This is a genomic window from Paracidovorax konjaci (assembly GCF_900112675.1).
Taxonomy (GTDB): domain Bacteria; phylum Pseudomonadota; class Gammaproteobacteria; order Burkholderiales; family Burkholderiaceae_C; genus Paracidovorax; species Paracidovorax konjaci.
Map to the genome: position 1 here is coordinate 363,761 of NZ_FOMQ01000005.1, position 26,956 is coordinate 390,716.

Sequence of the window (26,956 nt, forward strand, 5' to 3'; positions counted from 1 at the left end):
AGCCGGTTGGCTGGGGGCCTAGAGGCGGAGCCGCCGCAGGGGCGGCGGTGGTCAGAACGGCGCGTCGTCGTCCTCCGCCCCGGCTGTGGCGGCAGCCGCAGCGGTTACTGCAGGCGCGGCAGGGGCATCGGCGCGGGCGCCCGGCACGGCGGCGGGGCCGTCCAGGCCGGTGCGCCCCTCGCCGCCCAGCGCCTCGATCAGGTCCGGGATCATCCTGGAGAGTTCGCCGGTGGCGATCGCCACGTCGGTGTCGAAGCCGCTGTCGTCCTGGCCCCGGCCCTCGAACACCGTGTCGAGGAACGACACCTTCTTGATCTGCAGCCCCTCGGTGAGCACGAAGGCGACGCGGTCGTCCCAGCTCATCGCGAGCTTGGTGGGCAGCTTGCCGGCGGCGATGTGCTCGCGGATCTCGTCGATGTCCAGCGGGTGGCGGGCGTAGCGCACCACGGCCTTGGATTCGTCGGCGCTCTTCAGCTCGCACTCGCGGTCCACGCTGAAGCCCACGGGGGGCTCCTGCTCCTTGAGCCAGTGCGCCATCGCGGCCTGCGGCGCGGTCTGCGTGTCCACCAGCGAGACCGACAGGCCCGGCAGCGCTTCCACCAGCAGGGTGACCACCTCGTCGGCGCGGCCCTGGCTGCCGGTGTCCAGCACCAGCAGGCGCGCCTCGGGATCGATCCAGACCCACATCGAGCCCTGCTTCGTGAAGGCCATGGGCAGCAGGTCGAGCTTGGCCTCGTCCTTCAGGTCGCGGGTTTCCTTCTTGCCGGGCTTGCGGCCGGTCTCGCGCTCGATGCGCGCGGCCTTCTCCTTGACCCGGCGCGCCAGCACCGAGCCCGGGAGCATCTTGGATTCGGCCATGAAGCGCAGGATCCAGTGCCCGCCCACCGATTCGGCGAGCGCGCCGTGGGCGTCGCCGCGCGGCGGGACCCAGCCGACGGATTTTTCCTGGGTGGCGCCGCATTCCACGAACGGGGTACGGGCCAGGGCTTCTTCGAGTTGCGGCAGCTCCGCATGCCATTCGGCGATGCGGTAGACGATCATGTTCTTGAACACGGGGAGATTCCTTTGGTGCGTTGCGCCCGCCATGGGCAAAGGGCCCGGGCGCGCGCCGGCAGCGGTGCCGGCCGAGGGCCGCCATTGTCGTTGCTGCACGCGGCCCGCTGCCGGCCCGGGGCCGCCCGGGCGGCCCGGGCGGCCCGGCGCGGGGGGCTTTTCTCCCCGATCGCTCCTGATTCAATAGCAAACTATTCAATGGAATCGGCGGCATGGTGCTCGCCCGGGCCCCAATCGCTCCGGCAGCGCAACAAAACCCCGCAACAACTTTACACAGCCATACGCACCCCTCATGGGGCCGAAACATGGCCCGCCGACACTGCCTTCAACCGCCGCACGAACCTACCGCGACGGCAACGCCCCCCGGGGCACGAAAGGACACCTCCATGACCGCCCGTTTCCTGCAACGACGCATCGCTTCCGCCACCGCTGCCGCCGCCCTGATGGCCGCCCTGGCCGTGCCGGCCTTCGCCCAGCCCGCCCCCGTGGCACCGCCCCCCGCCGGCGCCGCCGCGCCGGGCGCCGAGCGCCCGCACCGCATGCCCAGCCCCGAGGAGCGCCAGGCCCGCATGGCCCGGCACGCCGAGGCCCTCAAGCAGAAGCTGCAGCTCACGCCGGCGCAGCAGCCGGCCTGGGACGCCTTCACCGCCGCCATGCAGCCGCAGGGCCCGCGCCCGGCCCGCCTGGATGCGCAGGGCCTGGACCAACTGACCACGCCCGAGCGCATCGACCGCATGCGGGCCCTGCGCGCCCAGCGCAGCGCCGAGGCCGACCGCCGCGACGACGCTGTGAAGACCTTCTACGCCGCGCTCAACCCGGCGCAGCAGAAGGTGTTCGACCAGGAAAGCCGGCGCATGCATGGCCACGACGGCATGCGCGGCAAGGACGGCCGCCCCGGGCGGGACGGCAAGCCCGGCGGCCATGGGGCCCACGGCGAGCGCGCTCCGGCACCGCCCGCTCCCCCCGCGTCGCGTTGATGCCCACCATGGGCGGCGGCCGCTGTTGACGCGGTTGCCGCCTACATGGAGGCTCCCAGACCCTGTCCTACAGTGGGTTACACGGATTGTGTAACCTCACGGTCGCGTACAAAACTGGGAATTCACAACATGCCTCATCCATTCACGAAGCGCTCCCGCGCCGCCCTGGCGGCCCGGAGCGCTTTTTTCATGCTGGCCGCCACGGCCGCCCTCGGCGTCCAGGCACAGACCGCCAACGCCCCGACCCCTTCGGTCTACGTCCAGGGAGGCTGGGCCGAGCACCAGACCGACTCCGCCACCGTGGGCGTCACCCTGCCCTGGGCTTCCTGGCGCAGCGAACTCCTGGGCCACGAGGTGCGCGGCTACTGGGACATCTACGCCAGCCGCTGGTCGTTCGATGCGGTGCCGGGCGGCGCGAGCCACACCACCCTGGTCGGCGTGACCCCCACCTTCCGCCTGCGCCCCGACAACGGCCGCTCGGCCTTCTTCTGGGAGGGCGGCGTCGGCGTGACCTACATGGACAAGCGCTTCCACACGCCCGAGAAGGAATTCAGCACCCGCTACAACTTCGCTACCCACCTGGGCCTGGGCTACAGCCTGGGTGCCCGGCGCGAGCACGAAGTGATGCTGCGGGTGCAGCACCTCTCCAACGCCGGCATCAAGAAGCCCAACCCGGGCGACAACTTCCTCCAGGTGCGCTACGCGTACCACTTCTGACCCGCCCGGGCCCCTGCGCCCTGCCGCCTTCCCCTCCAGCCCCGCACCGCGGGGCTTTTTTGTGCCCGCTGCCATCGCCGCCCGCAGCCCCGCCTGTGGATAACGCTGGGGATGCTTGCGGAGCAACTGCGGGCTTATCCACAGCCGCGGGCCGATGGCCGAAGTTGTTATCGCCGGGCGCGCGCCGTCACCCGACCTTCCACCACAGGGTTCCGAGCACCCCAAGTCCGCGCCCGCATTGGGAAAAAGCCGCTTGTCCACACGAAGTGGGTGCCCTTACTACTATTCCTATGGATTGATAAAAGCCTTAGAGGAATAACAGAACATCCGGACACCGGGGCGCCTTGGAGGGTTGGGAAAGGCGAAAGACACCTTCCCCCGGCCGGATGGAGACGGCAGCGTCTGGCGGGGTGTGGAAAGGGAGGCGGTCTGGGGCGCGTTTGGCGTACACCGGCCGGGCTGGCGCGGGTACTTTCCCGGGCGCCCGCCGGCCTGGCCACGGAGTGCCGGGCCAGGCCGGCGGCCCCCACGACCGGGCGCGTTGCCGCCGTTCACTATATTTTTGATAGCAAACTATCGAATGGATCCGGCGGCATGGAGGGCTTTTCATCCCCAACCCCTGCGGCAGGCCCTTCCCAGGACAAGTCTGGGGACATTTCCCGCACAACCGGCCGCTTGTCCACAGCAGCGGACCGTTTCCGGGATTTGTCCCCGCCGGATGGACAGCGGCAGCCCCCACCCACCCACAGGGTTGGCACACAGCCAAGTCCCTTGTCGCGCAACGGAAAAATCCGGTTGTCCACAGAACGGGGCGGTGCTTACTACTACGACTATGTTTTTATAAAGACATCAAGAAGAAAACAGGAGAAGAGCGCCGGGGCATCCGTCCGGGCAGGACGGGCATGCATCCGCGTCGCCGGGCAGACAGGGGAATCCCAGGGGATCGGTGCCACGGGATGGGCCAGAGGCCTGGAGATCCACGCGGCGCTTCTGCAGGGCATGGGAGGGCCGTGGAGGGCCTGACAAGCGCTGCCTGAGGGGGGGCAGTGGGGCGGAGGGGTTCGGCCCTGGACGGCGCTCTGAGGCGGCGGGCCAGGCCCCGGCTTGCCCGCGCGGCCGGGCCAGGCCCCGTCAGGCGGTCAGGCCGCAGGCTGCCGGGCGTCCGCCAGGAAGGTTTCGAGGGCCGCCACGGGCAGCGGCCGGCTGAAGAAGTAGCCCTGGTAGGCGAGGCAGCCCGCGCGCTCCAGCCGCTCGCGCTGCTCGGCGGTCTCCACGCCCTCGGCGATCACGTCCAGCCCGAGGCTGCGCGAGAGCGCGATGATCGTGTCCACGATGGCCGCGTCGTTCGGGTCGGTCAGCAGGTCGCGCACGAAGCTCTGGTCGATCTTGAGCTGGTCGAGCGGCATGCGCTTGAGGTAGCTGAGCGACGAGTAACCGGTGCCGAAGTCGTCCAGCGAGAAGCCCACGCCGTGCGCGCGCAGCGCCGACATGGTGGCGATGGTGGTTTCCATGTCCTCGACGAACAGGCTCTCGGTGAGTTCGAGCTTGAGGCGGGCGGCGGGCGCCCCGGTCATGGCGATGGCGCGCGCCACGTCGTCCACGAAGGCCTCGTGGTGGAACTGCCGCGAACTCACGTTCACCGCCATGCTGAGGTGCGCCCGGCCGGGCTCGCCCTGCCAGCGCGCGAGCTGGGCGCAGGCCGTGTGCAGCACCCAGCGGCCCAGCGGCAGCACGAGGCCGGTCTCCTCGGCCAGCGGGATGAATTCGCCGGGCGAGACCATGCCGCGCTGCGGATGCGGCCAGCGCACCAGCGCCTCGACGCCGGTGACGCGGCCCTGGTGGTCCACCTGCGGCTGGTAGTGCAGCGCGAACTGCTCGCGCGCCAGGGCGGTGCGCAGGTCGTTTTCCAGCTCGGCGCGCGCCGTGACCACGGCCTGCATGCCCGGGTCGAAGAAGCGCAGCGTGTTGCGGCCCGCGGTCTTGGCCTGGTACATGGCCAGGTCGGCCTGCTTGAGCAGCTCGCCCACGGTGGTGGCGCGCGCATCGCTGAACGGCGCCACGCCGATGCTGGGCGTGCTGCGGTAGTGGTAGCCCTGCAGCACGTAGGGCGTGGCCAGCACCGCCAGGATCTTCTCGCCCACGGTGCGGGCGCTCATGGCCAGCTCTTCGGGGCGCGCGCTCAGGGCTTCGATCATCACCACGAACTCGTCGCCGCCCAGGCGGGCCACGGTGTCCACCGAGCGCACGCAGGTGTTCAGGCGCGCGGCCACCTGCTGCAGCAGCACGTCGCCCTGGTCGTGGCCCAGGGTGTCGTTGAGGGTCTTGAAGTTGTCCAGGTCGATGAACAGCAGCGCGCCGCCCTGGCGGCGCCGCTGCGCCGTGGCCAGCGCCTGGCGCATGCGGTCCATGAGCAGCATGCGGTTGGGCAGGCCGGTGAGCGAGTCGTAGAACGCGAGCCGCTGGATCTCGCGCTCGGTGGCCTTGCGCTGCCCGATGTCGGTGTTGATCGCGAGGATGGCGTCCGGCTGGCCCTGCTCGCCCTTCACGAGCGTCCAGCGGCCCTCCACGTCCAGGCGGCGCCCGTCGCGGTGGAACTGCACGATCTCGCCGGTCCACTCGCCCTGCTTGCGCGTCGTGCCGGTCGCGCGCAGGAATTCCTGCGTGTCCTGGTAGAGCAGCGTGGCGATGGACTGGCCGGTCGCCTCCTCGCGCTTCCACCCGTAGAGCCGCTCGGCGCCTTCGTTCCAGAAGGTGATGCGGTGGTCGAGGTCGCGCACGATGATCGCGTCGCGCGCCTTGTCCAGCAGCGAGGCCTGGCGCCGGATGTGCGCGTCCGAGGCCTGGCGCGCCATCTCGGCGGCGGCCCGCGCCGCGAAGATGCGCAGCGTGGAAACCACCATGCCCGGCTGCTGCAGGGGCTCGCGGAAGACGACGAAGATCAGCCCGATGGCCCGGCCTTCGGTGTCGCGCAGCTGCAGGCCCACGTAGGCCTGCGCGCCCAGCCGCGCCACGGGCGAGCTGGGGTACAGCTCGGCGATGCCGTGCGGTATGACGCATTCGGTCTCGTTCACGAGGCGCAGGCTCGGTGTGCCTTCGAGCCCGTATTCGGCGTTGGGCTGGACCACGCCCTCCTCCACGCGCGAGAGCGTCACCGCGCGCGGCAATTGCCCCGCCGGCTGCGGCAGCAGCCGCGTGACGCAGCCGGCCTGTGCGCCCAGCGCGTCGCACATGTGGCTGGCGAGCTGCTTGAAGAACTGGGTGCCGGTGCTGGCCGACACGGCGGCCGCGGCCTTGAGCACCACGGCCTGCAGGCGCTGCTGGTCCTGGCGCGTGCGCAAGCTGCCCAGCCCGAAGGCGATGTCGTTGGCGAGCTGCTGGAGCAGCTCGGCCTCTTCGGCGCCGGTCTCCAGCACCGTCTCTGGGTAGAGGGTGAGCAGGCCGAACACCTGCTCGGCATCGCGCAGCGGCAGGCTGATGACGGCCGGCAGGCCCAGCTGCGCGAGCGGCCGCGCCCACACGTCGGCCAGGGGCGCGCGCTGCACGTCGTGCACGATCACGGGCCGGCCGCTGCGCAGCGCCTCGCCCGAGGGGCCGGGGCTGTGCGGCGTCCAGGGCGCGCCCGGGGCGCCGATGGGGCGCAATGTTTCCACGCCCACGGTGGTGAGGCCCGACCAGGCCACGGGCTCGATGCTCTGGCGCTCGGCGCCCGCGGCGTTCCAGCGGCGCACCATGCCCACCCAGGCGCTGCGGAACCCGCCCACCTCGCGGGCGATGCGGCACACCTCCGAGAGCAGCGCCGCCTCGCCGGTGGCGCGCACCAGGGCCTCGTTGCAGGCGCTCAGCAGCCGCTGCACGGTGCCCACGCGCGCCAGTTCGCGCTCCACGCGCATGCGCTGCGTCACGTCGGTGGCCAGCACCTGGCGAGCCGACAGGCCATTGAAGGTGATGTCGCCCGCGTACACCTCCATGTCGATGAAGGTGCCGTCCTTCTTGACGTGGCGGCGGTGGACCGCGTCGCGCCGCACGCCGGGCGCCAGCGCGCGCGCCTCGAGCTCGTTGGCGGCCCGGTCCTCCTCGGGCCAGAACTGCACGGTGGTCATGCGCAGCAGCTCGGCCTCGCTGTAGCCGTAATGGCGCACCATCGCCCGGTTCACGGCCAGGATGCGCAGGCTGCCGCGCTCGTAGACCCACATGGGCTGGGGATGGGCATCGAAGAGCGCGCGGTACTGCTGCTCGGAAGCGCTCAGCTGCGCGGCATAGCTGCGCAGCTGCAGCATCGCGCCCAGCGATTCGGCCAGGATCTGCACATAGGCCACGTGGCGCTGCGAGAAGGTGAACAGCGGATCGGCGTTCACCTTGAGCATGCCCAGCACGGTCTCGCCCGCGCGCAGCGGTGCGGCGACGAAGGACAGCGCACCGTGCCGGCCGCCGTCGGTGGCCATCGAGGCATGGGCCAGCGAATGCTTGCCGTCCCCGTGGAGGACGGTCTCGCCCGATTCGAGCTGGTGCCACAGCGGGTAGCCCAGCACGGGGCGGATCTCGTGCAGCGGGGCCGCGTGGCGGCCGATGCTCGCGCGCACGCGAAGCCGGTCGCCCTCGCGCAGCACCACCATCGCGCCGTGGGCATCGGCCAGGTCCATGGCCGTGCGCGCCACCAGCTGCAGCACCTCGTCCAGAGGCAGGTCGGGCGCGCTCATGCGCTGCTGCACGCGCACCAGCTCGGCATGGGCGCTCGCGTCGCGCTGCGCCTGCAGCGCGCTCTGCTTCTGGGCGCTGATGTCGGTCATGCCGCCCACCATGCGCATGGCCAGGCCCTCGTCGTCGCGGATCACGAATCCGCGGTCGCGCACCCAGGCATAGCTGCCGTCCTGGCGGCGGAAGCGGTATTCGTCGGTCCAGTGGCGCGCCGTGCCCTCGATGGCCGCATGGATGCCCTCCAGCACCATGTCGCTGTCGTCGGGGTGCAGGCGCTGGGTCCAGGAGGTGCTGTCGTGCGGCAGCGTCTGCAGCGGCACGCCGAAGAGCGTCTCCATGCCCTCGTTCCACCACATCGAATCGTCGGTGAGGTTCCAGTCCCAGATCGCATCGGCCGTGGCGCGCGCCACGAGGTGGAAGCGCTCCTCGGACAGCGCGCGGTCCTGCGCGCGGCGGGCCATGCTGCGGCGCTGGCGGCGCACTTCCAGCAGCGCCATCGCCTGGCTGGCGATGGCCTGCAGGGCTTCGAGCTGTGCCCCCTGCAGGGCACGCGGGGAGGTGTCCATCACCACCACGGCGCCCAGCACCAGCCCTTCGGCGGTGGCGAGCGGCATGCAGGCGGCCATGCGCACGCGGGGCGGCCCCTGCACCAGCGGATGGTCGCGCAGCACGGGGTGGGTGCTCGCGTCCTGCACCTGCGCCAGCCGGCCGTCCTGCGCCAGCGCGCACAGCGCATGCGCGCCGGCGAGGTGCTGCAGCGACGCGACCGGCATGCCGACGCTGGCCTTGAACCACTCGCGGTCGGCGTCCACGAAGCCGATGGCCGCCAGCGGCGCGCCGCACAGATGCGCGGCCAGCCGGGCGAGCTGGTCGAAAGACTCTTCGGTGGCGGTGTCGAGGACGGCGCACGCATGCAGCGCGTCCAGGCGCCGGCAGACCGTGTCCGAACGGGAGCCCATGGTCAGTGCACCGGCCCGCCGCACGGGGTCCGGCGCCCCGGGCGGGGCGGTGTCGGAAGCAGTGGCGGCGGCACCTGCATGGTTGGGCGAGGACGGGGTGGGGTGGCGTGGACGCGCCACCCGTGCCGGGGCAGCACGGAAAGGCGCGGATGTTTCCGAATGCTACACCGGCCCACCCGCTGACCGGTTCCACGAAAACGTGGAATCCGCCCAGAAAACAACAGCCGGGCGACCGGGGCGCGCTTCAGCGGCGCGTGCGCCGCGTCCGCACCGCGTCGGCCAGGCCGTCGAGCACCGGCACCGTCTGCGCGAGGCTGATGCACGCGTCGGTCACCGACACGCCGGCCTGCAGGGGCTGGCCGGGCACGATGTCCTGGCGGCCTTCCTGCAGGTGGCTCTCGATCATGATCCCGGTGATGCGCGCGTCGCCGCCCGCGATCTGCGCTGCCACGTCGGCGGCCACGTCGATCTGGCGGCGGTGCTGCTTGCTGCTGTTGGCGTGCGACACGTCCACCATCACCTGCCCGCGCAGCCCGGAGGCCTGCAGCATCGCGCAGGCCGCTTCCACATCGGCGGCGGCGTAGTTGGGCTGCTTGCCGCCGCGCAGGATCACATGGCAGTCCTGGTTGCCGCGCGTCTCGAAGATCGCGGCCTGGCCCATCTTGGTCATTCCCATGAACGCGTGCGGGGCCTGGGCCGCGAGGATCGCGTCGGAGGCCACCTTCACGCCGCCGTCGGTGCCGTTCTTGAAACCCACGGGGCACGAGAGGCCGCTCGCGAGCTGGCGGTGGCTCTGGCTCTCGGTGGTGCGCGCGCCGATCGCGCCCCAGCTCACGAGGTCGCTGATGAACTGTGGCGAGAGCAGGTCCAGGAACTCGGTGCCCACGGGCAGCCCGAGCGCGAGCACGTCCAGCAGCAGCGCCCGCGCCATCTCCAGCCCCTCGTTGATCGCGAAGCTGCCGTCCAGGTGCGGGTCGTTGATGTAGCCCTTCCAGCCCACGGTGGTGCGGGGCTTCTCGAAATACACACGCATCACCACCAGCAGTTCGCCGGCCAGCCGGTCGGCATGCGCCTTGAGCTGGCGCGCGTAGTCCATGGCCTGGCCGTGGTCGTGGATGGAGCATGGCCCCACCACCACGATGAGCCGGTCGTCCTGCCCGTGCAGCACGCGCGAGAGCGCCGCGCGGCTCGACTCGACCAGCGCCTGGGCCGCGTCCGGCGCGGGCAGCCATTCCTGCAGTAGCGCGGGCGTGATCAGCGGGCGCACCGCCTTGATGCGCGTGTCGTCGATGCGGGTCGTGTCGAGGGTGGTCGGCCGCTGCGCGGCGCGGTGGGCATGGGGCACCGGGGCGCCGGAGGAATTCGTCGTGGTCATGGGCGCCGATTGTCGCGCCCCCGGCCGGCAGTCCCCTGCGCGGGCCCGAACCCGCCAGCCCCAGGCCAGCGGACGCCGCAGGGGGCGCCGAACCCTCAGGGTCTGCGGAATGCCGTGGGCTGCCGCGACCAGTAGCCCGAATTGAACCGGTCCAGGCGCACCGTGCCGCCCGTGGACGGCGCGTGCACGAAGCGGCCGCCTTCCACGACGATGCCTGCGTGCGTCGGGCGGCCGGACCCGAAGACCACCAGGTCGCCGGTGCGCGCCTCGTCGGCCGCCACGGGCGCACCGAAGTCGCTCAGTTGCGCCACGGTGCGCGGCGGCGCGACGCCGGCCAGGCTGCGGTACACGTAGCCGATCAGGCCGCTGCAGTCGAAGCCGCCCTCGGGCGTGTTGCCGCCGTAGCGGTACGGCGTGCCGACCAGGCCCATCGCATGGATGGCGATGTCGCTCGATTGCTCGGGGGTCAGGCGGGAATACGCGGGGTACGCGGCGCCGCCGCCGCGGGGCGTGCGCGGCGGCGCCGAGCCGCACGCGGACAGCACCAGCGCCGCGGCGATGAGCGCGGCCCTGCGGGCTGGGTCCCGGGGGGCGGGGAGGGGCTCGATCTGCATGGCGCCGCAGGTTAACCCAAGCATGGAGCCCGCCGCCGCCCCGGGGCTTTGTGCGGCGGGCACTGCCGTCTTCAGGCCTCGGCGGGCGCAGCCTCCGCCGTGCCGGCCTTCGCGCCGCGGCGCGCGATCAGCCGGTTGGCCACCGCCACCACGGCCTGCACCGATGCGCTCACGATGCTGTGGTCCAGGCCCACGCCGAAGGTGGCGCCCGGCACGCCTTCCAGTGCGGCTTCCACGATGGCGAGCGCCTGCGCACCGGCGCCGGCGCCGGTGGCGCGTTCCTCGTAGTGGTCCACGCGCATCGGCAGGCCGAGCGCATCGACCGTGGCATCGATCGGGCCGTTGCCGCGGCCCTGCAGGGTCTGGCGCACGCCGTCGATGGTCACGTCGAGCGCGATGCCCTGCCCGTCTTCCTCCAGGCGCTGGCCGTGCAGCGTGAGCGCGCCAGCCGTGCCCTGGGCGGGCGCGGCGATGTAGGTGCGGGAGAAGAGGTCCCACAGCGCATCGCCATCCATCTCGCCCTCGCTCGCGTCGGTGGCGCGCTGCACCACGGCGCTGAACTCCACCTGCAGGCGGCGCGGCATCACCACGCCGCGTTCGCGCTCCAGCAGGAAGGCGATGCCGCCCTTGCCCGACTGGCTGTTCACGCGGATCACGCTGTCGTAGCTGCGGCCCACGTCGGCCGGGTCGATGGGCAGGTACGGCACTTCCCAGAGTCCTTGCGGATCCTGCGCCGCGAAGCCCTTCTTGATCGCGTCCTGGTGGGATCCGGAGAACGCGGTGAACACGAGGTCGCCCGCATAGGGGTGGCGCGGGTGCACGGGCAGCGAGGTGCATTCCTCGGCCACGCGTGCCACGTGCGTGATGTCGGAGAAATCGAGGTTCGGGTGCACGCCCTGCGTGTACATGTTGAGCGCGAGCGTCACGATGTCCACGTTGCCGCAGCGCTCGCCGTTGCCGAAGAGGCAGCCTTCCACGCGGTCGGCGCCGGCCATCATCGCCAGCTCGGCGGCGGCCACGCCGGTGCCGCGGTCGTTGTGCGGGTGCACCGAGAGCACGATGTGCTCGCGCGGCGCGAGGCGGCGGTGCATCCACTCGATCTGGTCGGCGAACACGTTCGGCGTGGCGTTCTCCACCGTGGTCGGCAGGTTGATGATGATCGGGCGGCCGGGGCCCGCGTTCCAGGCCGCGATGGCCGTCTGGCAGGCGCGCAGCGACACGTCCAGCTCGGTGGCGCTGAAGGTCTCGGGCGAATACTGCAGGGTCCACGCCGTGCCGGGCTGCGCGTCGGTGAGCCGCTTGAGGAAGGACACGTGGTGGTCGATGAACGCCATCACCTGCGATACGTTCATCCCGAACACGATGCGCCGCCAGGCGGGGGCGGTGGCGTTGTAGAGGTGCACGATGGCGCGCGGCGCGCCCTGCACGGCCTGCACCGTGCGCTCGATCAGGTCTTCGCGCGACTGCGTCATCACCATGAGCGTCACGTAGTCGGGGATGCGGTCCTCTTCGATGAGGCGGCGCACGAAATCGAAATCGGTCTGCGACGCGGCAGGAAAGCCCACCTCGATCTCCTTGAAGCCGATGCGCACGAGTTCCTCGAAGAGGCGCATCTTGCGGTCGCCGTTCATCGGCTCGAACAGGGCCTGGTTGCCGTCGCGCAGATCGGTGGAGAGCCAGATCGGCGCCTGCGTGATGGAACGGGAGGGCCAGGTGCGGTCGGGCAAGGCGACGGGGGCGATGGGCTGGTACTTGGTGGCGGGCTTGGCGGTCATCATGATGGGAGGCTCCACGAAACGGTGCCTGCCGGGCGGGCCACCGCCCCAGGGCGGTGGTGGGACGGCAACGGTGCCGCCACGGCAGGATCAACAGGAAGAAGAAGAAAAACCGGTGCGACGTTCCCTGCAGCCCTCCACTCGCGTGGAGGCTGGTTCGTGGGCCGGGGTCAGGGGGACGTCGGTGTTGCGCGGGCTGGCGACGGGTGTCGGTTCAGCGGGCAACGGGGGAAGCAAACGCAGGCAGACCCCGGCCAGGCACTAGGCCTAGAGCTAGGGTCGATAGAAGGTGGCTGCGTTGCATGGGGTGTCGGAAAACGAGGGGCCATGCTAGCACAGGCCCTGTCGCGCGGTAAACACCGGCGTCAGGCCGCGCTTGCGCCGGTGGCCGTGTCGTCGCCGGAAACATGCAGCTGCTCGCGCAGTGCGGCCGCCAGGGCCGAGGACCGGCCTGCGGGCTCGAACAGCCACATCTCGTAGAGCGGCAGCGATTCGCGCAACCGCAGGGGCACGAGCTGCCGGTCCTGGCCTCCGAGCAATGCGGGGTGGGGCACCACGGCCAGCAGATCGGTGTGCGCGACCATCTGCAGCATGCTGGCGAAATCCGGGCACCGGGCGGCCACCCGGGGCGGCTGCAGGCGGCGGACCCGGTGCGCCTCCGACAGCACGTCCACCGGCCCGCGGGTGCTGGGCTCCACGCGGGCCCAGGCCGCGCCCTCCAGTTCCGCCAGCGAGCGTGCCCGGGCGAGCGGATGGTCCCGCCGGGCATAGATCCGGGGGGCCAGCGCGTAGAGCCGATGCCGCAGCGTGCCTGGAGGGTCGAAACCCCGGGGCAGCGGCGCGATCACCGCATCGAGCCGCCGCTCCAGCAGGGCGGCCAAGAGGCTCCCCTCGTCGGCGGACACCATCTCCAGCGAGCGCCGCGGGCGCCCTTCGCACCAGTGCGCGTAGAGCGCCGGCCCGCACACCAGGGCAGCGGACGGCGTCACGCCGCAGCGCAGCACGCGGGCGGCGGCCGGGCCGGCCTTCGGAGCGGCCCCGGCTGCCAGGGCATCGATGCGCTCGCTCACGGAACGCGAGGTGGCTGCCACCTGCCGCGCGAGGTCGGTCGGTACCCGCCGCCGGCCCTGCCGCTCCAGCAGCGGCGCGCCGAAGCGGCCCTGCAGCGCATGCATGCCGTGGCTGATCGCGGGCTGCGAGACACCGCACGCCCGGGCTGCTGCGGCAAAGGAGCCGTGCTCGATCACGGCCCGCAGGTATTCGAGATGGCGCAGATACATAAGCAATGTTTATATATCGGGCCCGCCCCCCGCTTGCCGTGACTGCACTGCTCGGGAATGCTGTGCGGCAACACAGAACAGAAAGGGCCACCAAATGCCGCAGCCGCAGCCGCAGCCACAGCCGCTCGCTACCGTCCGCACCTACCTCTCCCACCTGCATGCGGGCGATACCGCCGGGCTGGTGGCCTGCTTCGAGGACGACGGAACCGTGCATTCCCCCTTCCTGGGCACCCTGCCGGCGCAGGTTTTCTTTCCGCGGCTCGCGCAATCGTCTTCTGCGAGCGTGATCACGCCCATCGACCTGTTCGCATCGGCGGAGCCGGCCGCCGAGCGGGTCCGCGTGGCGGCCTATTTCCGCTACGACTGGACGCTGGACGACGGCCGGGAACTGACATTCACCTGCGTCGACGTGTTCACTTTTGCCGGCGGCAGCGACCGCATCCAGCACATGCACATCGTCTACGACACCCATCCGCTGCGCACGCAGGTGGGCGACAAATACGCGCCCGATCCGGTCCAGGCCGGCACCTGAACATTCCCGCGGCATCGACCGAACGACGCTGCGAATACACCCTGGCTGCGGCAGATTCCATACAAAAGGAACTTTGTACTAGAACAGTACAATTTCGTATGAAATCATGGTCGATCGAAGGGGCGTCGGCGGCGCAGATTGCCGCCAGCATCGAGGAAAGCCTCCGTTCCGGCGCGATGGTGCCGGGCGATGCGCTGCCGGCGGTCCGTACGCTGGCGGACCGCCTGGGCGTGAATCCCAACACGGTGGCTGCGGCCTACGCCCGCCTGCGCGATGCCGGGCGGCTGCAGACGGATGGCCGGCGCGGCACCCGCGTCGCGGAGCCGCTGCCGGGCGGCGAAGGGATGCCGATACCGGCCCTGCCCGCCGGCCTGCGCGATCTGGCGGGCGGCGATGTGGACACCGCGCTGCTGCCGCGCCTGCGCGCCGATGCGTGGCCGGGTCTGCTCTCCGGCGAGGGCTATGGCGGGCCGGCCGAGGCGCCGGCCTGGCGCGAGGTTGCGCACGACTGGCTGGCCCGCCAGGGGTTGCCCGCCGAGGCGACGGGCGTGTACTCGGGCACGCTGGACGTGGTGGAGCGCGCGCTGCGCCTGCATGCGCGCGCGGGCGACCGCGTGGCGCTCGAGGATCCGTGCTGGCCCCCGATGGCCGCGCTGGTGCAGTCGCTGCGGCTCAAGCCCGTGCCGCTGCCGATGGATGCACAGGGCGTCCTGGTGCCGCCGGCCGAGGTGCTGGACGGCTGCGCCGCGATCGTGCTCACGCCGCGGGCCCACAACCCCACCGGCTGCGCGCTGTCCGAGCCGCGCTGGCGTGCGCTGCGCCGGTTGTTGCTGGCCCGCCCGCATTTGCTGTGCATCCTGGACGACCACTGGGGGCCGCTCAGCCAGGAGCCGCTGGTGCCGGCTGGCGCGCTGCCTCCGCTCTGGCTCTATGTGCTTTCGGCGGGCAAGTTCCTCGGGCCCGACCTGCGGGTGGCGCTGGCGGCCGGGCCGCCCGCGCTCATGCAGGCACTGCGCGCGCAGCAGGCCGCGGGGCCGCGCTGGGTCAGCCGGCTGCTGCAGACGCTGGCGGCGGGGCTGTGGCGGAATGCGGAGGCCGCGGGCCAATTGGCGCGGGCGGGCCAGGCCTATGCGCGCCGGCGGCATGCGCTGGAGTTCGCGCTGCGCTCGCAACCCCAGGCGCAGGTGCCGTTGCCGGCGGTGGGCGGCGAGGGGCTGCACGTCTGGGTGCCGGTGGAGAGCGAAACGTCCGTCCTGGCCGCGCTGGCGGCCCGGGGCTGGGCGGCGCAGGCGGGTGCGCCCTTTCGCATCGCCAGCGCCCCGGCCGTGCGCCTCAGCCTGGGGGGCCTGCAGGGCGACGAGGTCGGGCCGCTGGCCCGCGATCTGGCGGCGGCGCTCGCCCCGCTGCCCGGGCGCGCGGTGTTCTGACGCGGCGGCGGCGGACGCAGGGCCGGGGGCGTTGTCCGAAAGGCGCCACACGCTCCACAGTGTCGTAACAAAACACTACGATGCGGGTTTTGCCGGGGTCTGGCCTTCCAGCTTCCGTGGAAGGCCCCCTCCCCGCGCCCCGGCCCGATCCGCCATTCAAGGAGCGCTTCCATGCATCGCCGAGTCTTCACACAGGGGCTGGCTGCCTCGCTCACCCTGCCGTGGGCGCTGCGCGCCGCGCAGGCCGCCGGTCCGGTCACCGTGGGCATGGTGGTGCCGCTCACGGGTGGCACCGCCGCCGAAGTGGGCAAGCAGGTGGCCCTGGGGGTCGAGACGTATTTCGCGGAGGTCCACCGCGGCGATGTGCGGCTGATGCTGGAAGACGATGAGTTCAAGCCCGAAAAGACCGTGGCCGGCGCGCGCAAGCTGCTGGCGGCCAAGCCCGCGGCGCTGATCTCCTTTGCCACCAGCAACACGCAGGCGCTCATCGAGGCCAGGATCCCGCAGGAATCGGGCGTGCCGCTGTTCCCCACCCGGTCCGGATCGCAGGTGATCCGCGAGCCCGTGAACCCTTTCGTGTTCCACGTGCGTGCGGGGTATTCCACCGAGATCGTCAAGATCGTCGCGCAGATGGCGGGCGCCATCGGCATCACCAAATTCGCGGCGCTCTACCAGGACGATGCCTATGGCAAGACGGGCCTGGCCGCGCTGCAGGCGGCGCTGGAGCAGCGCAAGCTCAAGCTCGTCGCCTCCGCGCCCTACGACCGCACCACTTCGGACATCCAGCCCGCGCTGGGCACGCTGCGCGGCGTGGATGCGCAGGTGATCGTGATGGTGGCCGGCCACAAGGCGGCCAGCGCCTTCGTGCAGGCCTACGGCAGCGCGGGCGGGCATGCCCAGCTGGTGGGGATCTCCGACCTGGACCCGGCCAAGCTGGTGCAGGAAGTGGGGGCCGAGCGCGCCCGGGGCGTGAGCCTCACGCAGGTGTTCCCGTCGCTGTCGAGCCAGTCCATTCCGGTGGTGCGCGAGTTCCACCAGCTCATGGTCGCGGCGAAGAAGCCCGAGAGCGTCTCCTCGCTCGCGACCTTCGAGGGTTTCCTGGTCGCCAAGGCCATCGGCCAGGGCCTCAAGGCCGCCGGGGGCGGCAGCGCGGCGGTGGACGGCCGCGCGCTGGCCGACGTGCTCAACCGCACGCCGCGCTGGGACCTGGGCGGCTTCGACCTCTCGTTCCAGAACGGCCGCCGCGAGGGGAGCCTGTTCACCGAGATCGCGATCATCGACAGCAGCGGGCGCGCCCGCTACTGACGGCGCGGAGGCGGTGGGGCGCGCGGCGAACGGCAGCGTTGCGTCTGCCGACCCTGCCCTCTCTCCACCGCGCCGTTCGGAGGGCTCCGGGCTCGAGGCTCGATATGCCTGGCGTGCCGGGTTCAGGCCGGGCGGGCCAGTGCAGCGCTGCCGGGCATTGCGGGCGGCGCTGCGCCGCACGCGGCAGGTGGGCCCGCATCCGGCGCCATCCCCGGCAAGGGCAGGCTGCGCGCCGCGTGCTGGGCCAGCAGTTTGTCCATTCCCTTGCGGGCGCAGCGCTGCAGCGCGCTGAGCAGCGCATGGCCGGGGTCTTCGATGCGGAAGCGGGTGCGCAGGTCCTGCTGGATGCGGCCCAGCAGCGCTGCGGCCATCTCGGCGTCGGCGAGTGCCCGGTGGGCGCGCTCCGCGCGCGGCAGCCCCAGGTGCGCCACGATGCGCCCGAGCTGGTGGCTGGCCGCTTCCGGGTAGAGGCGCCGCGACAGCAGCACGGTGCACGCGAAGGCGTGCGGTGCGGGCAGGCCGGCCAGTGCGAGTTCGGCCGCCCAGAAGCGGCTGTCGAACGAGGCGTTGTGCGCCACCATGGGCGCGCCGCCCACGAAGCGCTCTGCTTCGCGCATCACCGCATCGGCGGGCGGGGCCGTCTCCAGCATGGCCGGTGTGATGCCGGTGAGCTGGGTGATGAAGGGCGGGATCCAGGCGCCGGTTTTCATGAGGCTCTGGAACCGGTCCACCGCGCGGCCGTCGCGGTCCACGAGCACGATCGCCACCTCGGTGGCCCGTGCGCCCTGGCCCGGCGACATGCCGGTGGTTTCGAAGTCGATGACGGCGATGCGCGCGGGGGTGGACATGCCGCCATTGTCGCCCCCGGCTCCGTGCGGAGCCCGGCGTCCGCCCCGTGCCGCCGGCAGCAGCGCGGGAATCCGCTTCTTCTGCTATTGAATAAATAGCAAACTATTCAATAGAATCGGCGGCATGGAGCAATTTTTGCTCCAAGGTGACCGGGTGGAGCCCAGCAGCGGCAGCGGCGGCGCCGCTGCCCTGGATCACCCGCCGCGCTGCCCGCCCTGGCTGCTGCCGGCCTGGCCCTGGCGCGATTGCACCTGGTTGCCGCTGCCGATGTGGGCGTCGCGGTCGTGGCGGCTCTGCGGCGTGCGCTGGCCTTCGTTCTTCTGGGTGGGCTCCTGGTGGCCCTGGCTGTTGTGGTCGTTCTCGACCTTGCCCGTGCCGGGCTGTTGCTTGTCGGACATGGCGTGTCTCCTGCTGAGGGTGGGAAAGGACCAGGCCGGGCGCGCCGGCCTGCCGGAAGCGGCGGATTGCGCGGTCAGGAGAGCGAGAGTTCCTTGTGCTCGCCCATGCCCTGGGGCGGCGTGCCCGTGACCGCCGCCTTGGCGATCTTGAAGAGCTGGGTCATCTTGCTTTCCTTCACGTCCCAGTACTCGGCGTGCTGGATGCGGATCGAGAGCAGCGCCAGGTTGGGGTCGTCGATGCCCTGCGGGAACCAGGCCTTGGCCGCGGGCGACCAGAGCGCTTCCTTGCGGGCCTTGTCCTCGATGAAGCCGGCCGTGCCGGAGAGCGAGACGTAGCTGTCCTTCTCGGGGTTGGCGTAGGTCACGTTGACCTGTGCGTCGGCCTTGAGCCGCTGCGCCAGTTCGCCGTCGTGCGGGATGAAGAAGTACAGCTCGGAGTGCTCGTCGAGGTCCTTGTTCTGCGTGGTCAGCGGGTGCGCATGCAACTGGCCGGTGGCCGAGCGGTGCGTGAGCATGCCGAAGCGGATGTCCTTGATGAGTTTCCAGAGCGTGGTGTGGGGGGAATCCTGGGTCATGGGGGGAGCCTCCGGTAAGGGGTGTGCGGGGCCGGAGCGCTGCGGCGCCGGATCGGAAAGCCCACTGTAGGCCGCACCCCGCGCCGCGCGGGTCGGCCCGCCCCGCGCGGCCCTGTCGGGTCCGTCCGACACGGCCGCAGCGCTGCACCGCGGCGCTGCGGCCGGCCGTGGTCTGCTAACCCGGCGCGCGCCGCTGCAGCGTGAACGGCGGCAGGCCCTTGAGCAGCCGCTGGCCGTAGGAGGTGCGCACGAGGCGCTTGTCGTAGCAGTAGACGTGGGCGCGGTCCTCCTCGGTGCGGATCGCGCGGCCCACCCATTGCGCTAGGCGGATGGCCGTGGCCGGCACCACCAGCTCGCTGAACGGATCGCGCCCCGCGCTGCGCAGCCACTCGGCACGCGCCTCGCCCACGGGGTCGTCCGGCGGCGCGAACGGCAGCTTGGTGATGAAGAGCGATTCGCAGAGCGCGCCGGGCAGGTCCAGCCCCTCGCCGAACGACTGCATGCCGAAGATGATCGAGGGCTCGCCACCGGCCACGCGCTCGCGGTGCCGCGCGAGCAACTGCGTGCGCGGCATCTGCGTCTGCACCAGCACGGCGCTGCGCATGGCGGTGGGCAGCGCGTCCACGGCCTGGCGCATCTGGTCGCGCGAGGTGAAGAGCACCAGCGCGCCGGCCTCCACCATGGCGAGGTCGCTCAGCAGCGCGTCCACCATCTCGGCCGTGAAATCGGCCGCCTGGCGCGGATCGGCATGCGTCTCGGAGGCGATGAAGGTGCCCTGCAGCGCGTAGTCGAAGGGGCTGGGCACCTCCAGCGTGGTCACGGCCGCGTCGCCGTGCAGGCCCGCCTCGCGCAGGAAGAAGTCGAACTGTCCGCAGCTCGTGAGCGTGGCGGAGGTGAGCACCGCGCCGCGCACGGCCGACCAGAGGTGGTTGCGCAGCGTGTTGCCGGGCAGCACCGGGCTGGCATGGGCCTTGACCACGATGAAGTCGCCATCCACGGCCAGCGTGAACCACTTGGCGGCGGGCACGGCGCCCTCGGGCGTGTCCTGCAGCAGGAGCTGCGCGGTGTCGTGCACGCCTTCGAGCCGCGGCGCGAGCGCGCCGATCTGCGCGTAGAGCGTGGACAGGCGCCGCGCCTCGTCGGGCTTTTCGCGGATCTCCGCGCGCAGCGCCTTGGCGATGGCGCGCAGCGCGTCGAGGAAGCCCGCCGCATGGTGCGCCACCTGGCCGAAGGGCTCCACCAGCGCGTCCGGCAGCGCGCCGCCGGCCACGCGGGCGCGCGTGGGCATGCCGGCCGCGGGCGTGCGGGCCGCGCCGGCGCCGGCCGCCGCGCCGCTGCGCGCGCCGCCCCAGGCGGGCCGGGGCGAGCGCAGCTCGTCGCCGTACACGTCCATCACGGTGCGCGCGGCATCCTGCAGCGCGGCGCGCAGGCGGGCGGAATGGTTGGGCACATCGGCCACCTCCTCTACTTCCACCAGCGTGCCGATGCGCAGCGCCCGGCTCGCGAGCTTGTCGATCCAGGTGAGGCGGCTCAGGTCGGCCTCGCAGGCGAACTGGTCGAGCGCCGTAGCGGGCAGGTGGTGGGCCTCGTCGATCACGAGCAGGCAGTTGTCCAGCTCGGGCAGCAGGCGCGCGCCGAGCGAGGACAGCAGCAGGTCATGGTTGGCCACGATCACCTGCGCGGCCACCAGCGCCTTGCGCCGGTCGTAGTAGGTGCACTGGCTGAAGGCCGGGCAGTGCTTGCCGGTGCACGAGCTGGCCTCGGCCGCCACGGGGCTCCAGACCTCGGGCTCGGGCGGCGATTCGAGCGTGTCGCGGTCGCCGTCCCAGGCGCCGCGCGCGAGCACGTCGGCCATGGTGGCGTAGAACTTCATGCGCGCCTCGGTCTCGTGGCGCGGCCGGGCCGCGCGGGCGGCGGCTTCCTCTTCGGCGAACAGGTCGTCCTCGGGGCCGCCGTCGCCGGCCTCGCCCGTGCCGGCCAGGCGTTCGAGCTTGAGCTTGCACACGTAGCGCCCGCGCCCCTTGGCCAGCGCGAACTGGAAGGGCTGCGGCATGCGCGCGGCCAGCGCCGGAAGATCCTTCTGGACGAGCTGCTCCTGCAGCGCCACCGTGGCGGTGGAGATCAGCACGCGGGTGCCGCGCGAGAGCGCCATGGCGATCGCCGGCACGCTGTACGCGAGCGACTTGCCCACCCCCGTGCCGGCCTGCACCACGGCGATGGCGCGCTCGGGGGCGGGCGGCGCGCCGTCATCGCCGCCCGGCGCCTCCACCTTGCCGAGCTGCGCATGCGCGAAGGTGTGCGCCACCTGCTCGGCCATGCGCCGCTGCCCGCCGCGGCTGCGGAAACCATCGGTGGCCTGCACCACCGCATCGAAAGACTGCAGGGCCTGGGCGGCCCAATCCTGTTGAGACATACAGTGGTAGTGTGGCATGGCCGGCCCCTTCCGGGGCGGCGGCGGGCCGGTGCCGGGGGTCTTTGGGGGCGCTGCCGCCGGGCCGGCGGCGCACGGCGCGGTAGGCTCGGGGCCTCCACCAACGACTCCACGGAGCATTCCCCCATGGCTTCCCACACCGCCACCGTCGCCTGGCAGCGCGGCACCGACGACTTCCTGGACCGGCGCTACCGCCGCGCGCACGCCTGGCACTTCGATGGCGGCGCCACCGTGGCGGCGTCGTCGTCGCCGCACGTGGTGCCGCTGCCGTATTCCGACCCGGCCGGCGTGGACCCCGAAGAGGCCTTCGTGGCCGCGCTGTCGAGCTGCCACATGCTGTGGTTCCTCGACATCGCCTGCCGCGACGGCTGGCGCGTGGACGACTACCGCGACATGGCCGAAGGCACCATGGCGCCCGATGCGCAGGGCCGCCCCGTCGTGGACCGCGTGGTGCTGCGCCCGGTCACCCGTTTCGATCCGGCACACGCGCCGACCCTGGAGCAACTGCAGGACTTGCACCACCGTGCGCATGCGGCCTGCTTCCTCGCCAACTCGGTGAAGACGCGGATCGACTGCGAGCCCGTGCTGCTGCCCCATGGCTGACGCTATGTTTTTAATAGCAAACTATTGAATGGATACGGCGGCATGGAGCTGAAAACGCTCCGATCGCCCGGCGCCGGCCCGGCCAGGGCGCGGCGGCCTACAGACGTGCCCGGGGGCGCTGCCTAGCATGGAACGCACGGCCCTCCGCCCCGTGGCGGCCGGGCGCTTCGCTCCAAGGAATCCCCATGCCCACGTCCCCGCCCTCTTCCTCCTCTCCTGCCCGCCCCCCTGCCGACCCCACGGCCTCCGCACACGTGCCCGAGCGCGTCGAGCGCCGCGTGGACACCACGCAGAAGCACCCGGCGCCCAACGCGGAACAGAAAGACCTGAACAGCCCCGAGGCGCGCCTGCCCCATGAACGCGACCAGTCCGTGGACATGACCGATGGCGAGCCCCGCCCGGAGATCCAGCAGGCCCACGACGACCTGGAGCGCGGCCTGAAGGACACGGACCGCGGCACCCCGGCGCACGAGGCCTACCAGAAGCAGAAGTAGCCGCGGACATCCCCTGGAGCTGCCGTCGGCCCCGGGCCCCGTGCCAGGCCGAGCGCTCCCCCGCCGCGCCGCCGGTCAATCCAGCGTTTCCACGCGCAGATGGGCCGCGGGCCCTGCGGCCCCTGCGATGCGGGAGGCCGCCACGGCCCGCACGGCGCCGTCGCGCGCCGGCCGGGTAAGGGCCAGCAACTGCGGCGCGGCCGACGCCTCCCCGCCTGCCGCGCGGGAGGGCTGCCACACCTCCATCCGCTCCACCGCGATGCCACCCTGGCCGAGCGCTGCCGCCAGCGCAGGCAGCGCAGCGCTTCCTGCGCCTTCCCGCAGCGGGATGCGCAGGAAGTGCCGCGTGACCACCTCGTCCATCGGCACCACGGGCCGGTCCACCAGCGCGCTCATGGGGCAGCCCAGCGGCGGCACGGCGCAGCGCGCGGGCCCGCCCGCCTGCGCCACGGTCTGGCGGGCCACGTCCACGAGGTCGGCCACCACGGCCGAGGCCGTGGGTTCGGCGCCCGCGCCGGCGCCGCAGTGCATCGTCACGCCCTGCGCATCGCCGCGCACCAGCACCGCGTTCATCCCGCCGTCCACCTGGGCGAGCAGGTGCGTAGCGGGCACCAGCGCAGGGTGCACGCGCAACTGCACCGCCTCGCCCTGCCGCCGCGCGATGCCGAGCAGCTTGACGGCATGGCCCCAGGCGTGGGCGGCCGCCACGTCGAGCGCATCGAGGTGGCGGATGCCCTCCACGTGCGCCCGGTCGAATCCCACCGGCGTGCCGAAGGCGTTGGCCGCCAGCAGCGCGGTCTTGTGCGCGGCGTCGATGCCGTCCACGTCGAAGGCGGGGTCGGCCTCGGCGTAGCCCAGCGCCTGCGCTTCCGCCAGCGCTTCGCCGAAACCCAGTCCCGCATGGTGCATGCGGCCCAGGATGTAGTTGCTCGTGCCGTTCACGATGCCGGCCACCCATTCCACCCGGTTGGCGGTGGCGCCCTCCCGCAGCGCCTTGATGACGGGCACGCCGCCGGCCACCGCCGCCTCGTAGGCCAGCGGCACGCCGCGCGCCTCGGCCTGCGCGAAGAGCGCGTTGCCGTGCACGGCCAGCAGCGCCTTGTTGGCGGTCACCACGGCCTTGCCGTGGGCGATGGCCGCGGCCACCCAGTCGCGCGCGGCGCCGGTGCCGCCGGCCACCTCCACCAGCACGTCCACGCCGGGGTGCGTGGCGACGTGCATCGGGTCGCCGGTCAGCTCGGTGCGGACGGCCTCCGGGCCCAGCACGCGCGCGGCGCGCTGCAGGTCGCGTGCGGCCACGGCCACGATCTCGATGCCCCGGCCCGCGCGTGCCGCGATCGCGGCCTGGTTGCGCGCCAGCACGCGCCAGGTGCCGAGGCCCACGGTGCCGATGCCGATCATGCCCACGCGCAGCGGGCGGGGGGTGGCTCCGGCGGTCAGGGCCGCGGCGGAGGGAACGGGGCGCCATTGGGGATCGTTGAACATCGTGTCACTCTCTCTTTCCAAACGAACGAACAAGGGCCGGTCGGGCCCGGAAACAAAAAAACCCAGCGGTCGGGCTGGGTTCGTTCGGGGAGGGAATGACACCAGGCGACCGTTGGTACGGCCACCCAGCGCGCGCGCTAGGGAGCCGCGGTGGTAATGGTGGTCATCGTCATTCGTGCGCAGGGTGCCGGCACCGGCGCGCACGGCGCGCAGGCGGCGTGGCGAACCAGGTGGAGGGGCGTGCGTTCGAATGGCATGGGGCGCAGTGTAGCGGAAGGCGGCGGCCCGCCCGGACGCGGGAGGGCCGGCCGCCGCGGTGCCGTCAGCCGATGCGTTGCGCGTCGAGGGTGATCTCGGGCACGGAGGCGAGCGCCTTCGACAGCGGGCAGTTGGCCTTGGCGTCGGCCGCGATCTGCTGGAACTTCGCATCGTCGATGCCCGGCACCTTGGCCTTCAGCGTGAGCGCGATGCGGTCGATCTTGAAGCCTTCGCCTTCCTTGGCCAGCCGCACCTTGGCGGTGGTGTCGAGCGTCTCGGTGGAAATGCCGGCCTTCTCGCAGGCGAAGGCGAAAGCCATCGTGAAGCAGGCGGCATGCGCGGCGCCCACGATCTCCTCCGGATTGGTGCCCTTGCGGTCGTCGCCGAAGCGGCTGCCGAAGCCGTAGGGGTGGTCTTTCAGCGCGCCGGTCTCGGTGCTGATGCGGCCCTGGCCGGTCTTGCCGGCGCCTTCCCAGTGGACGGATGCGGTTTTCTCGGACATGCGATCTCCTTGTGTGCGGGTGGACAAACCGCCATCACAGCACGGCCGTGGCAGGGCGCGGCGTGGGCGCAGGGCGCGCCTGCGCTCCGGTGCACGTCCTACAGCAACGGCGCCCTGGCAGGCCCTCAGTCCATCTGCTCCGCGATCATCGTGGCACCTGCACCGCCGTCGAGCGTGACGCTGCCGAGCATGCCGTAGAGCTGCAGTTGCAGCGTGCTGCCGGCTATCAGCGTGACGATGGTCTCGCTGGTGTAGCGGTTGGTGGACATGCTGGGCACCTCGGAGAGGGCCGGGTAGGAGGCGCCGTTGATCAGCACCCGTGCGCTCGCCAGCGTCGAGGCCGTGGTACGGACCTGGTATTTCACGCGGTAGCGGCCGGTGGTCGGCACGGTGAACACGTCGTTCGAGCCGTTGCTGACGAAGCCGCCGCCCAGGTTCTGCGCCTGCGGCAGCGGGACGTTGGTGCCGCCCAGCAGCACGGCGATATTGGCGCCCGCCGTGTTGTGCGCCGCCATCGAGACCGCGCTGACCGCACCGCCCGCGCCCGCGGGGCCTGTCACACCGGTGGCACCGGTGGCGCCGGTGCTGCCCGCGGCGCCGGTCACGCCCGTGGCTCCCGTGGGTCCGATGGCTCCCGTCAGTCCCGTGGCACCGGGCGGTCCCTGCAGTCCCACGCTGCCCTGGGGGCCGGTCGCCCCCGTGGCTCCGGCCGGGCCCGTGGCTCCGGTGGCACCTGCCGGACCGGTCGCGCCCGTGGGTCCTGCTGCGCCGGTAGCGCCGTTCGCGCCGGTCGCCCCTGTCGGTCCCGCAAGCGCCGACGTGGCCGCGGGCGAGCAACTGCCGAGCTGGCCCGACGCCCCGTCGAAGCAGGCCAACTGGCCCTGCTGCGGCGCGGCAGGCAGTGCGGGCAGCAGCACCGTGCCGTTGCCCTGCACCCGCAGGCGCTCTTCCGCACCGCTGCCGCGCACCGTGAAGCCTCCGCCCGGCGGCAGCGTGATGCTGACGTCCGCGGCGTGCACGGCAGAGGCCGCGAGCACGGCAGTGGATGCGGCCAGGGTGGCCAAGCGGTGGCGGCGTTGCCGCGGGACGAGAGGAAGCAATGGCATGGATGCGGCCCGTTCGGATTTCGGAAAGTTCGAAATCTCTGCCAGGCCAAGCTCCACCGTGGGGCATTTCCACGCGGGCCCGGGCCTTGCGGCAGAGCAGGAGGGGCGGTCGGATGCGGAAAAACAGGTCTGTTTTTCCATTTTTTCTCGTGGCCGCATGGGTTTGCGGCATTTCCCACCCCTTTTCCGACAATCTAACGGGCCGGCTGCCCTCCGGCAATCGGGACATCGTGCGGGAGGGCGGTGCGGGCCCGTGCCGTGGACGGACGCAGCCCGCCGGTGAACGGTCTACCAGCCCTGGAAACGGGGCCAGGACAGCACGCTTCCTTCGGGCTGGATCGCCAGGTAATGCGGATGCTGCGCCCCGGTCGCGCAGGCATGGTTGGGCAGCACGCGCAGACGCGTGCCCACGGGAAAGCGCTGCGCGATGTCGGGACACGGCGCACCGTCCTCCCGCGACACGATGCCGTGCTCCTGGTTGGCGCCGCTCAGCAGAAAGCCCGGCAGCGGCTGGCCCGACACGTCGCACACCTGCCCGAAGCCGAAATCGCGCCGCTGCTTCTGCGTGCCACGGTCGCGGCTCATCGCCATCCAGCCCGCGTCCACGATCGCCCAGCCCTTTTCTTCCTGGTGGCCGATCACCGTGGTGAGCACGCTGAGCGCGATGTCGTCGGTGCCGCACACGCCCACGTTGTGCATCACCAGATCGAAGAACACGTACACGCCCGCGCGCACCTCGGTCACGCCGCCGAGCGCCTCGGCGGCGAGCGCCGTGGGCGTGGAGCCCACGCTCACCACCGCGCACGGCAGTCCCGCGGCGCGCAGCCGTTCGGCCGCGCGCACGGTGCCGGCGCGCTCCTGCTCGGCAATGCGGCGCAGCGCCTCGGGTGTGTCGTGCTCGTAGCTGGAGCCGGCGTGCGCCATCACGCCGCCCAGGTGCATGCCGCCTTCCACCAGCGCACGCCCCACGTCCAGCAGCGCCGCGCCCTCGGGCGGAATGCCGGAGCGGTGGCCGTCCACGTCGATCTCGATCCACACCTCGAACACTTCGCCCTGCGCGCGGCCGAACTCCGCGATGGCCTGCGCGCCGGCCACGCTGTCGGTGATGAGCTTGAGGTCGCAGCCCTGGCGGCGCAGCGCCAGCGCCTGCGGCAGCCGGGCCGGCGCCATGCCCACCGCGTAGAGGATGTCCCGCACGCCTTCGGCGAAGAAGCGCTCGGCTTCCTTCAGCGTGGACACCGTGATGCCCCGCGCGCCAGCGGCGATCTGCGCCTGCGCGACCGGCAGGCACTTGGTGGTCTTCACGTGCGGGCGAAAACGCACGCCCAGCGCATCCATGCGCGCCTGCATGCGGTCGATGTTGCGCTGCATGCGCACGGTATCGACCAGCGCGGCCGGGGTGTCGAGGTCGTGGAGAGAAGAAGCCATGGCGAAATCGTCCTTCAGGAGGAGTTGGGCCGGGCGGAGCGCCGCGGTACCGTGCCCACTGTAGGCACCTGCCGGGCCATTGCGTTTAACGGTGGCGAACTGGAGCATTTACCATGGA

At 71.9% G+C, this 26,956-nt stretch carries 21 protein-coding genes; 7 read left to right on the top strand and 14 right to left on the bottom strand.

The window, feature by feature from the left end:
- Window positions 1-51 precede the first annotated feature (51 nt).
- Window positions 52-1,053: a recombination-associated protein RdgC gene (locus BM144_RS10200; protein ID WP_092951871.1), complete on the bottom strand. Its 1,002-nt coding sequence runs from the start codon at window positions 1,051-1,053 to the stop codon at window positions 52-54.
- 386 nt (window positions 1,054-1,439) lie between these two features.
- Here BM144_RS10200 and BM144_RS10205 point away from each other — a divergent pair, with 386 nt between their 5' ends.
- A complete protein-coding gene (locus BM144_RS10205) occupies window positions 1,440-2,030 on the top strand; it encodes a Spy/CpxP family protein refolding chaperone (protein WP_092951767.1) in 591 nt (196 codons plus the stop codon).
- Between the two features lie 129 nt (window positions 2,031-2,159).
- A complete protein-coding gene (locus BM144_RS10210) occupies window positions 2,160-2,747 on the top strand; it encodes an acyloxyacyl hydrolase (protein WP_092951769.1) in 588 nt (195 codons plus the stop codon).
- Window positions 2,748-3,886: 1,139 nt separating this feature from the next.
- Here BM144_RS10210 and BM144_RS10215 read toward each other — a convergent pair.
- The 5 genes from BM144_RS10215 to BM144_RS10235 all read right to left on the bottom strand — a co-directional run bounded on the left by BM144_RS10215 (window position 3,887) and on the right by BM144_RS10235 (window position 13,445).
- Window positions 3,887-8,401 carry an EAL domain-containing protein gene (locus BM144_RS10215; protein WP_092951873.1) on the bottom strand — a complete coding sequence of 1,505 codons (4,515 nt, stop codon included), beginning with the start codon at window positions 8,399-8,401 and terminating at the stop codon, window positions 3,887-3,889.
- Between the two features lie 244 nt (window positions 8,402-8,645).
- Entirely contained in the window at window positions 8,646-9,776 is a 1,131-nt protein-coding gene (locus BM144_RS10220; protein WP_245783614.1) for a 3-deoxy-7-phosphoheptulonate synthase, read from the bottom strand.
- 95 nt (window positions 9,777-9,871) lie between these two features.
- A complete protein-coding gene (locus BM144_RS10225) occupies window positions 9,872-10,390 on the bottom strand; it encodes a C40 family peptidase (protein WP_092951771.1) in 519 nt (172 codons plus the stop codon).
- A 71-nt stretch (window positions 10,391-10,461) separates the two neighbouring features.
- The gene (gene leuA / locus BM144_RS10230; protein ID WP_092951877.1) at window positions 10,462-12,165 is read right to left on the bottom strand and encodes a 2-isopropylmalate synthase; all 1,704 of its coding nucleotides are present in this window, start codon (window positions 12,163-12,165) and stop codon (window positions 10,462-10,464) included.
- A gap of 365 nt (window positions 12,166-12,530) precedes the next feature.
- Entirely contained in the window at window positions 12,531-13,445 is a 915-nt protein-coding gene (locus BM144_RS10235; protein ID WP_092951773.1) for a LysR family transcriptional regulator, read from the bottom strand.
- Window positions 13,446-13,539: 94 nt separating this feature from the next.
- Between BM144_RS10235 and BM144_RS10240 the strand changes: the two genes are divergently transcribed.
- The 3 genes from BM144_RS10240 (at window position 13,540) to BM144_RS10250 (ending at window position 16,709) form a co-directional block, all read left to right on the top strand.
- On the top strand, window positions 13,540-13,977 hold the full coding sequence (locus tag BM144_RS10240) for a nuclear transport factor 2 family protein (RefSeq protein WP_092951775.1): 438 nt from the start codon (window positions 13,540-13,542) through the stop codon (window positions 13,975-13,977).
- A 98-nt stretch (window positions 13,978-14,075) separates the two neighbouring features.
- A complete protein-coding gene (locus tag BM144_RS10245; RefSeq protein ID WP_092951777.1) occupies window positions 14,076-15,404 on the top strand; it encodes an aminotransferase class I/II-fold pyridoxal phosphate-dependent enzyme in 1,329 nt (442 codons plus the stop codon).
- Between the two features lie 171 nt (window positions 15,405-15,575).
- Entirely contained in the window at window positions 15,576-16,709 is a 1,134-nt protein-coding gene (locus tag BM144_RS10250) for an ABC transporter substrate-binding protein (RefSeq protein ID WP_092951779.1), read from the top strand.
- 122 nt (window positions 16,710-16,831) lie between these two features.
- Here the strand turns inward: BM144_RS10250 and BM144_RS10255 are convergent, their stop codons facing one another.
- The 4 genes from BM144_RS10255 to dinG all read right to left on the bottom strand — a co-directional run bounded on the left by BM144_RS10255 (window position 16,832) and on the right by dinG (window position 20,944).
- Window positions 16,832-17,557 (bottom strand): 3'-5' exonuclease, encoded by a 726-nt coding sequence (locus tag BM144_RS10255; RefSeq protein ID WP_092951781.1) that lies wholly within the window; start codon window positions 17,555-17,557, stop codon window positions 16,832-16,834.
- A 195-nt stretch (window positions 17,558-17,752) separates the two neighbouring features.
- Complete coding sequence (locus tag BM144_RS10260) at window positions 17,753-17,956, bottom strand: hypothetical protein (protein ID WP_092951783.1); 204 nt, start codon at window positions 17,954-17,956, stop codon at window positions 17,753-17,755.
- A 74-nt stretch (window positions 17,957-18,030) separates the two neighbouring features.
- The gene (locus tag BM144_RS10265; protein WP_092951785.1) at window positions 18,031-18,531 is read right to left on the bottom strand and encodes a pyridoxamine 5'-phosphate oxidase family protein; all 501 of its coding nucleotides are present in this window, start codon (window positions 18,529-18,531) and stop codon (window positions 18,031-18,033) included.
- 175 nt (window positions 18,532-18,706) lie between these two features.
- Window positions 18,707-20,944, bottom strand: a complete 2,238-nt coding sequence (gene dinG, locus BM144_RS10270; protein ID WP_092951787.1) for an ATP-dependent DNA helicase DinG — start codon at window positions 20,942-20,944, stop codon at window positions 18,707-18,709.
- Between the two features lie 144 nt (window positions 20,945-21,088).
- Here dinG and BM144_RS10275 point away from each other — a divergent pair, with 144 nt between their 5' ends.
- Window positions 21,089-21,565 (top strand): OsmC family protein, encoded by a 477-nt coding sequence (locus BM144_RS10275; protein WP_092951789.1) that lies wholly within the window; start codon window positions 21,089-21,091, stop codon window positions 21,563-21,565.
- A 185-nt stretch (window positions 21,566-21,750) separates the two neighbouring features.
- Window positions 21,751-22,059, top strand: coding sequence for a hypothetical protein (locus BM144_RS10280; protein WP_092951791.1), 309 nt, complete (start codon window positions 21,751-21,753; stop codon window positions 22,057-22,059).
- 75 nt (window positions 22,060-22,134) lie between these two features.
- On the opposite strand, the gene BM144_RS10285 is transcribed toward BM144_RS10280, so the two are convergent.
- The 4 genes from BM144_RS10285 to BM144_RS10300 all read right to left on the bottom strand — a co-directional run bounded on the left by BM144_RS10285 (window position 22,135) and on the right by BM144_RS10300 (window position 26,838).
- Window positions 22,135-23,544, bottom strand: coding sequence for a homoserine dehydrogenase (locus BM144_RS10285; RefSeq protein ID WP_092951793.1), 1,410 nt, complete (start codon window positions 23,542-23,544; stop codon window positions 22,135-22,137).
- A 322-nt stretch (window positions 23,545-23,866) separates the two neighbouring features.
- The gene (locus BM144_RS10290; protein ID WP_092951795.1) at window positions 23,867-24,304 is read right to left on the bottom strand and encodes an OsmC family protein; all 438 of its coding nucleotides are present in this window, start codon (window positions 24,302-24,304) and stop codon (window positions 23,867-23,869) included.
- A gap of 125 nt (window positions 24,305-24,429) precedes the next feature.
- Complete coding sequence (locus BM144_RS10295) at window positions 24,430-25,410, bottom strand: BclA C-terminal domain-containing protein (protein ID WP_092951797.1); 981 nt, start codon at window positions 25,408-25,410, stop codon at window positions 24,430-24,432.
- 288 nt (window positions 25,411-25,698) lie between these two features.
- Window positions 25,699-26,838, bottom strand: a complete 1,140-nt coding sequence (locus BM144_RS10300) for a DSD1 family PLP-dependent enzyme (protein ID WP_092951879.1) — start codon at window positions 26,836-26,838, stop codon at window positions 25,699-25,701.
- Between the last annotated feature and the right edge of the window lie 118 nt (window positions 26,839-26,956).

Excerpts from the sequence above, each read along its gene's own strand:
- BM144_RS10205 (WP_092951767.1), top strand. The coding sequence starts at position 1,440 with ATGACCGCCCGTTTCCTGCAACGACGCATCGCTTCCGCCACCGCTGCC.
- BM144_RS10210 (WP_092951769.1), top strand. The coding sequence starts at position 2,160 with ATGCCTCATCCATTCACGAAGCGCTCCCGCGCCGCCCTGGCGGCCCGG.
- BM144_RS10215 (WP_092951873.1), bottom strand. The coding sequence starts at position 8,401 with ATGGGCTCCCGTTCGGACACGGTCTGCCGGCGCCTGGACGCGCTGCAT.
- BM144_RS10220 (WP_245783614.1), bottom strand. The coding sequence starts at position 9,776 with ATGACCACGACGAATTCCTCCGGCGCCCCGGTGCCCCATGCCCACCGC.
- BM144_RS10225 (WP_092951771.1), bottom strand. The coding sequence starts at position 10,390 with ATGCAGATCGAGCCCCTCCCCGCCCCCCGGGACCCAGCCCGCAGGGCC.
- leuA (WP_092951877.1), bottom strand. The coding sequence starts at position 12,165 with ATGACCGCCAAGCCCGCCACCAAGTACCAGCCCATCGCCCCCGTCGCC.
- BM144_RS10235 (WP_092951773.1), bottom strand. The coding sequence starts at position 13,445 with ATGTATCTGCGCCATCTCGAATACCTGCGGGCCGTGATCGAGCACGGC.
- BM144_RS10240 (WP_092951775.1), top strand. The coding sequence starts at position 13,540 with ATGCCGCAGCCGCAGCCGCAGCCACAGCCGCTCGCTACCGTCCGCACC.
- BM144_RS10245 (WP_092951777.1), top strand. The coding sequence starts at position 14,076 with ATGAAATCATGGTCGATCGAAGGGGCGTCGGCGGCGCAGATTGCCGCC.
- BM144_RS10250 (WP_092951779.1), top strand. The coding sequence starts at position 15,576 with ATGCATCGCCGAGTCTTCACACAGGGGCTGGCTGCCTCGCTCACCCTG.
- BM144_RS10255 (WP_092951781.1), bottom strand. The coding sequence starts at position 17,557 with ATGTCCACCCCCGCGCGCATCGCCGTCATCGACTTCGAAACCACCGGC.
- BM144_RS10260 (WP_092951783.1), bottom strand. The coding sequence starts at position 17,956 with ATGTCCGACAAGCAACAGCCCGGCACGGGCAAGGTCGAGAACGACCAC.
- BM144_RS10265 (WP_092951785.1), bottom strand. The coding sequence starts at position 18,531 with ATGACCCAGGATTCCCCCCACACCACGCTCTGGAAACTCATCAAGGAC.
- dinG (WP_092951787.1), bottom strand. The coding sequence starts at position 20,944 with ATGTCTCAACAGGATTGGGCCGCCCAGGCCCTGCAGTCTTTCGATGCG.
- BM144_RS10275 (WP_092951789.1), top strand. The coding sequence starts at position 21,089 with ATGGCTTCCCACACCGCCACCGTCGCCTGGCAGCGCGGCACCGACGAC.
- BM144_RS10280 (WP_092951791.1), top strand. The coding sequence starts at position 21,751 with ATGCCCACGTCCCCGCCCTCTTCCTCCTCTCCTGCCCGCCCCCCTGCC.
- BM144_RS10285 (WP_092951793.1), bottom strand. The coding sequence starts at position 23,544 with ATGTTCAACGATCCCCAATGGCGCCCCGTTCCCTCCGCCGCGGCCCTG.
- BM144_RS10290 (WP_092951795.1), bottom strand. The coding sequence starts at position 24,304 with ATGTCCGAGAAAACCGCATCCGTCCACTGGGAAGGCGCCGGCAAGACC.
- BM144_RS10295 (WP_092951797.1), bottom strand. The coding sequence starts at position 25,410 with ATGCCATTGCTTCCTCTCGTCCCGCGGCAACGCCGCCACCGCTTGGCC.
- BM144_RS10300 (WP_092951879.1), bottom strand. The coding sequence starts at position 26,838 with ATGGCTTCTTCTCTCCACGACCTCGACACCCCGGCCGCGCTGGTCGAT.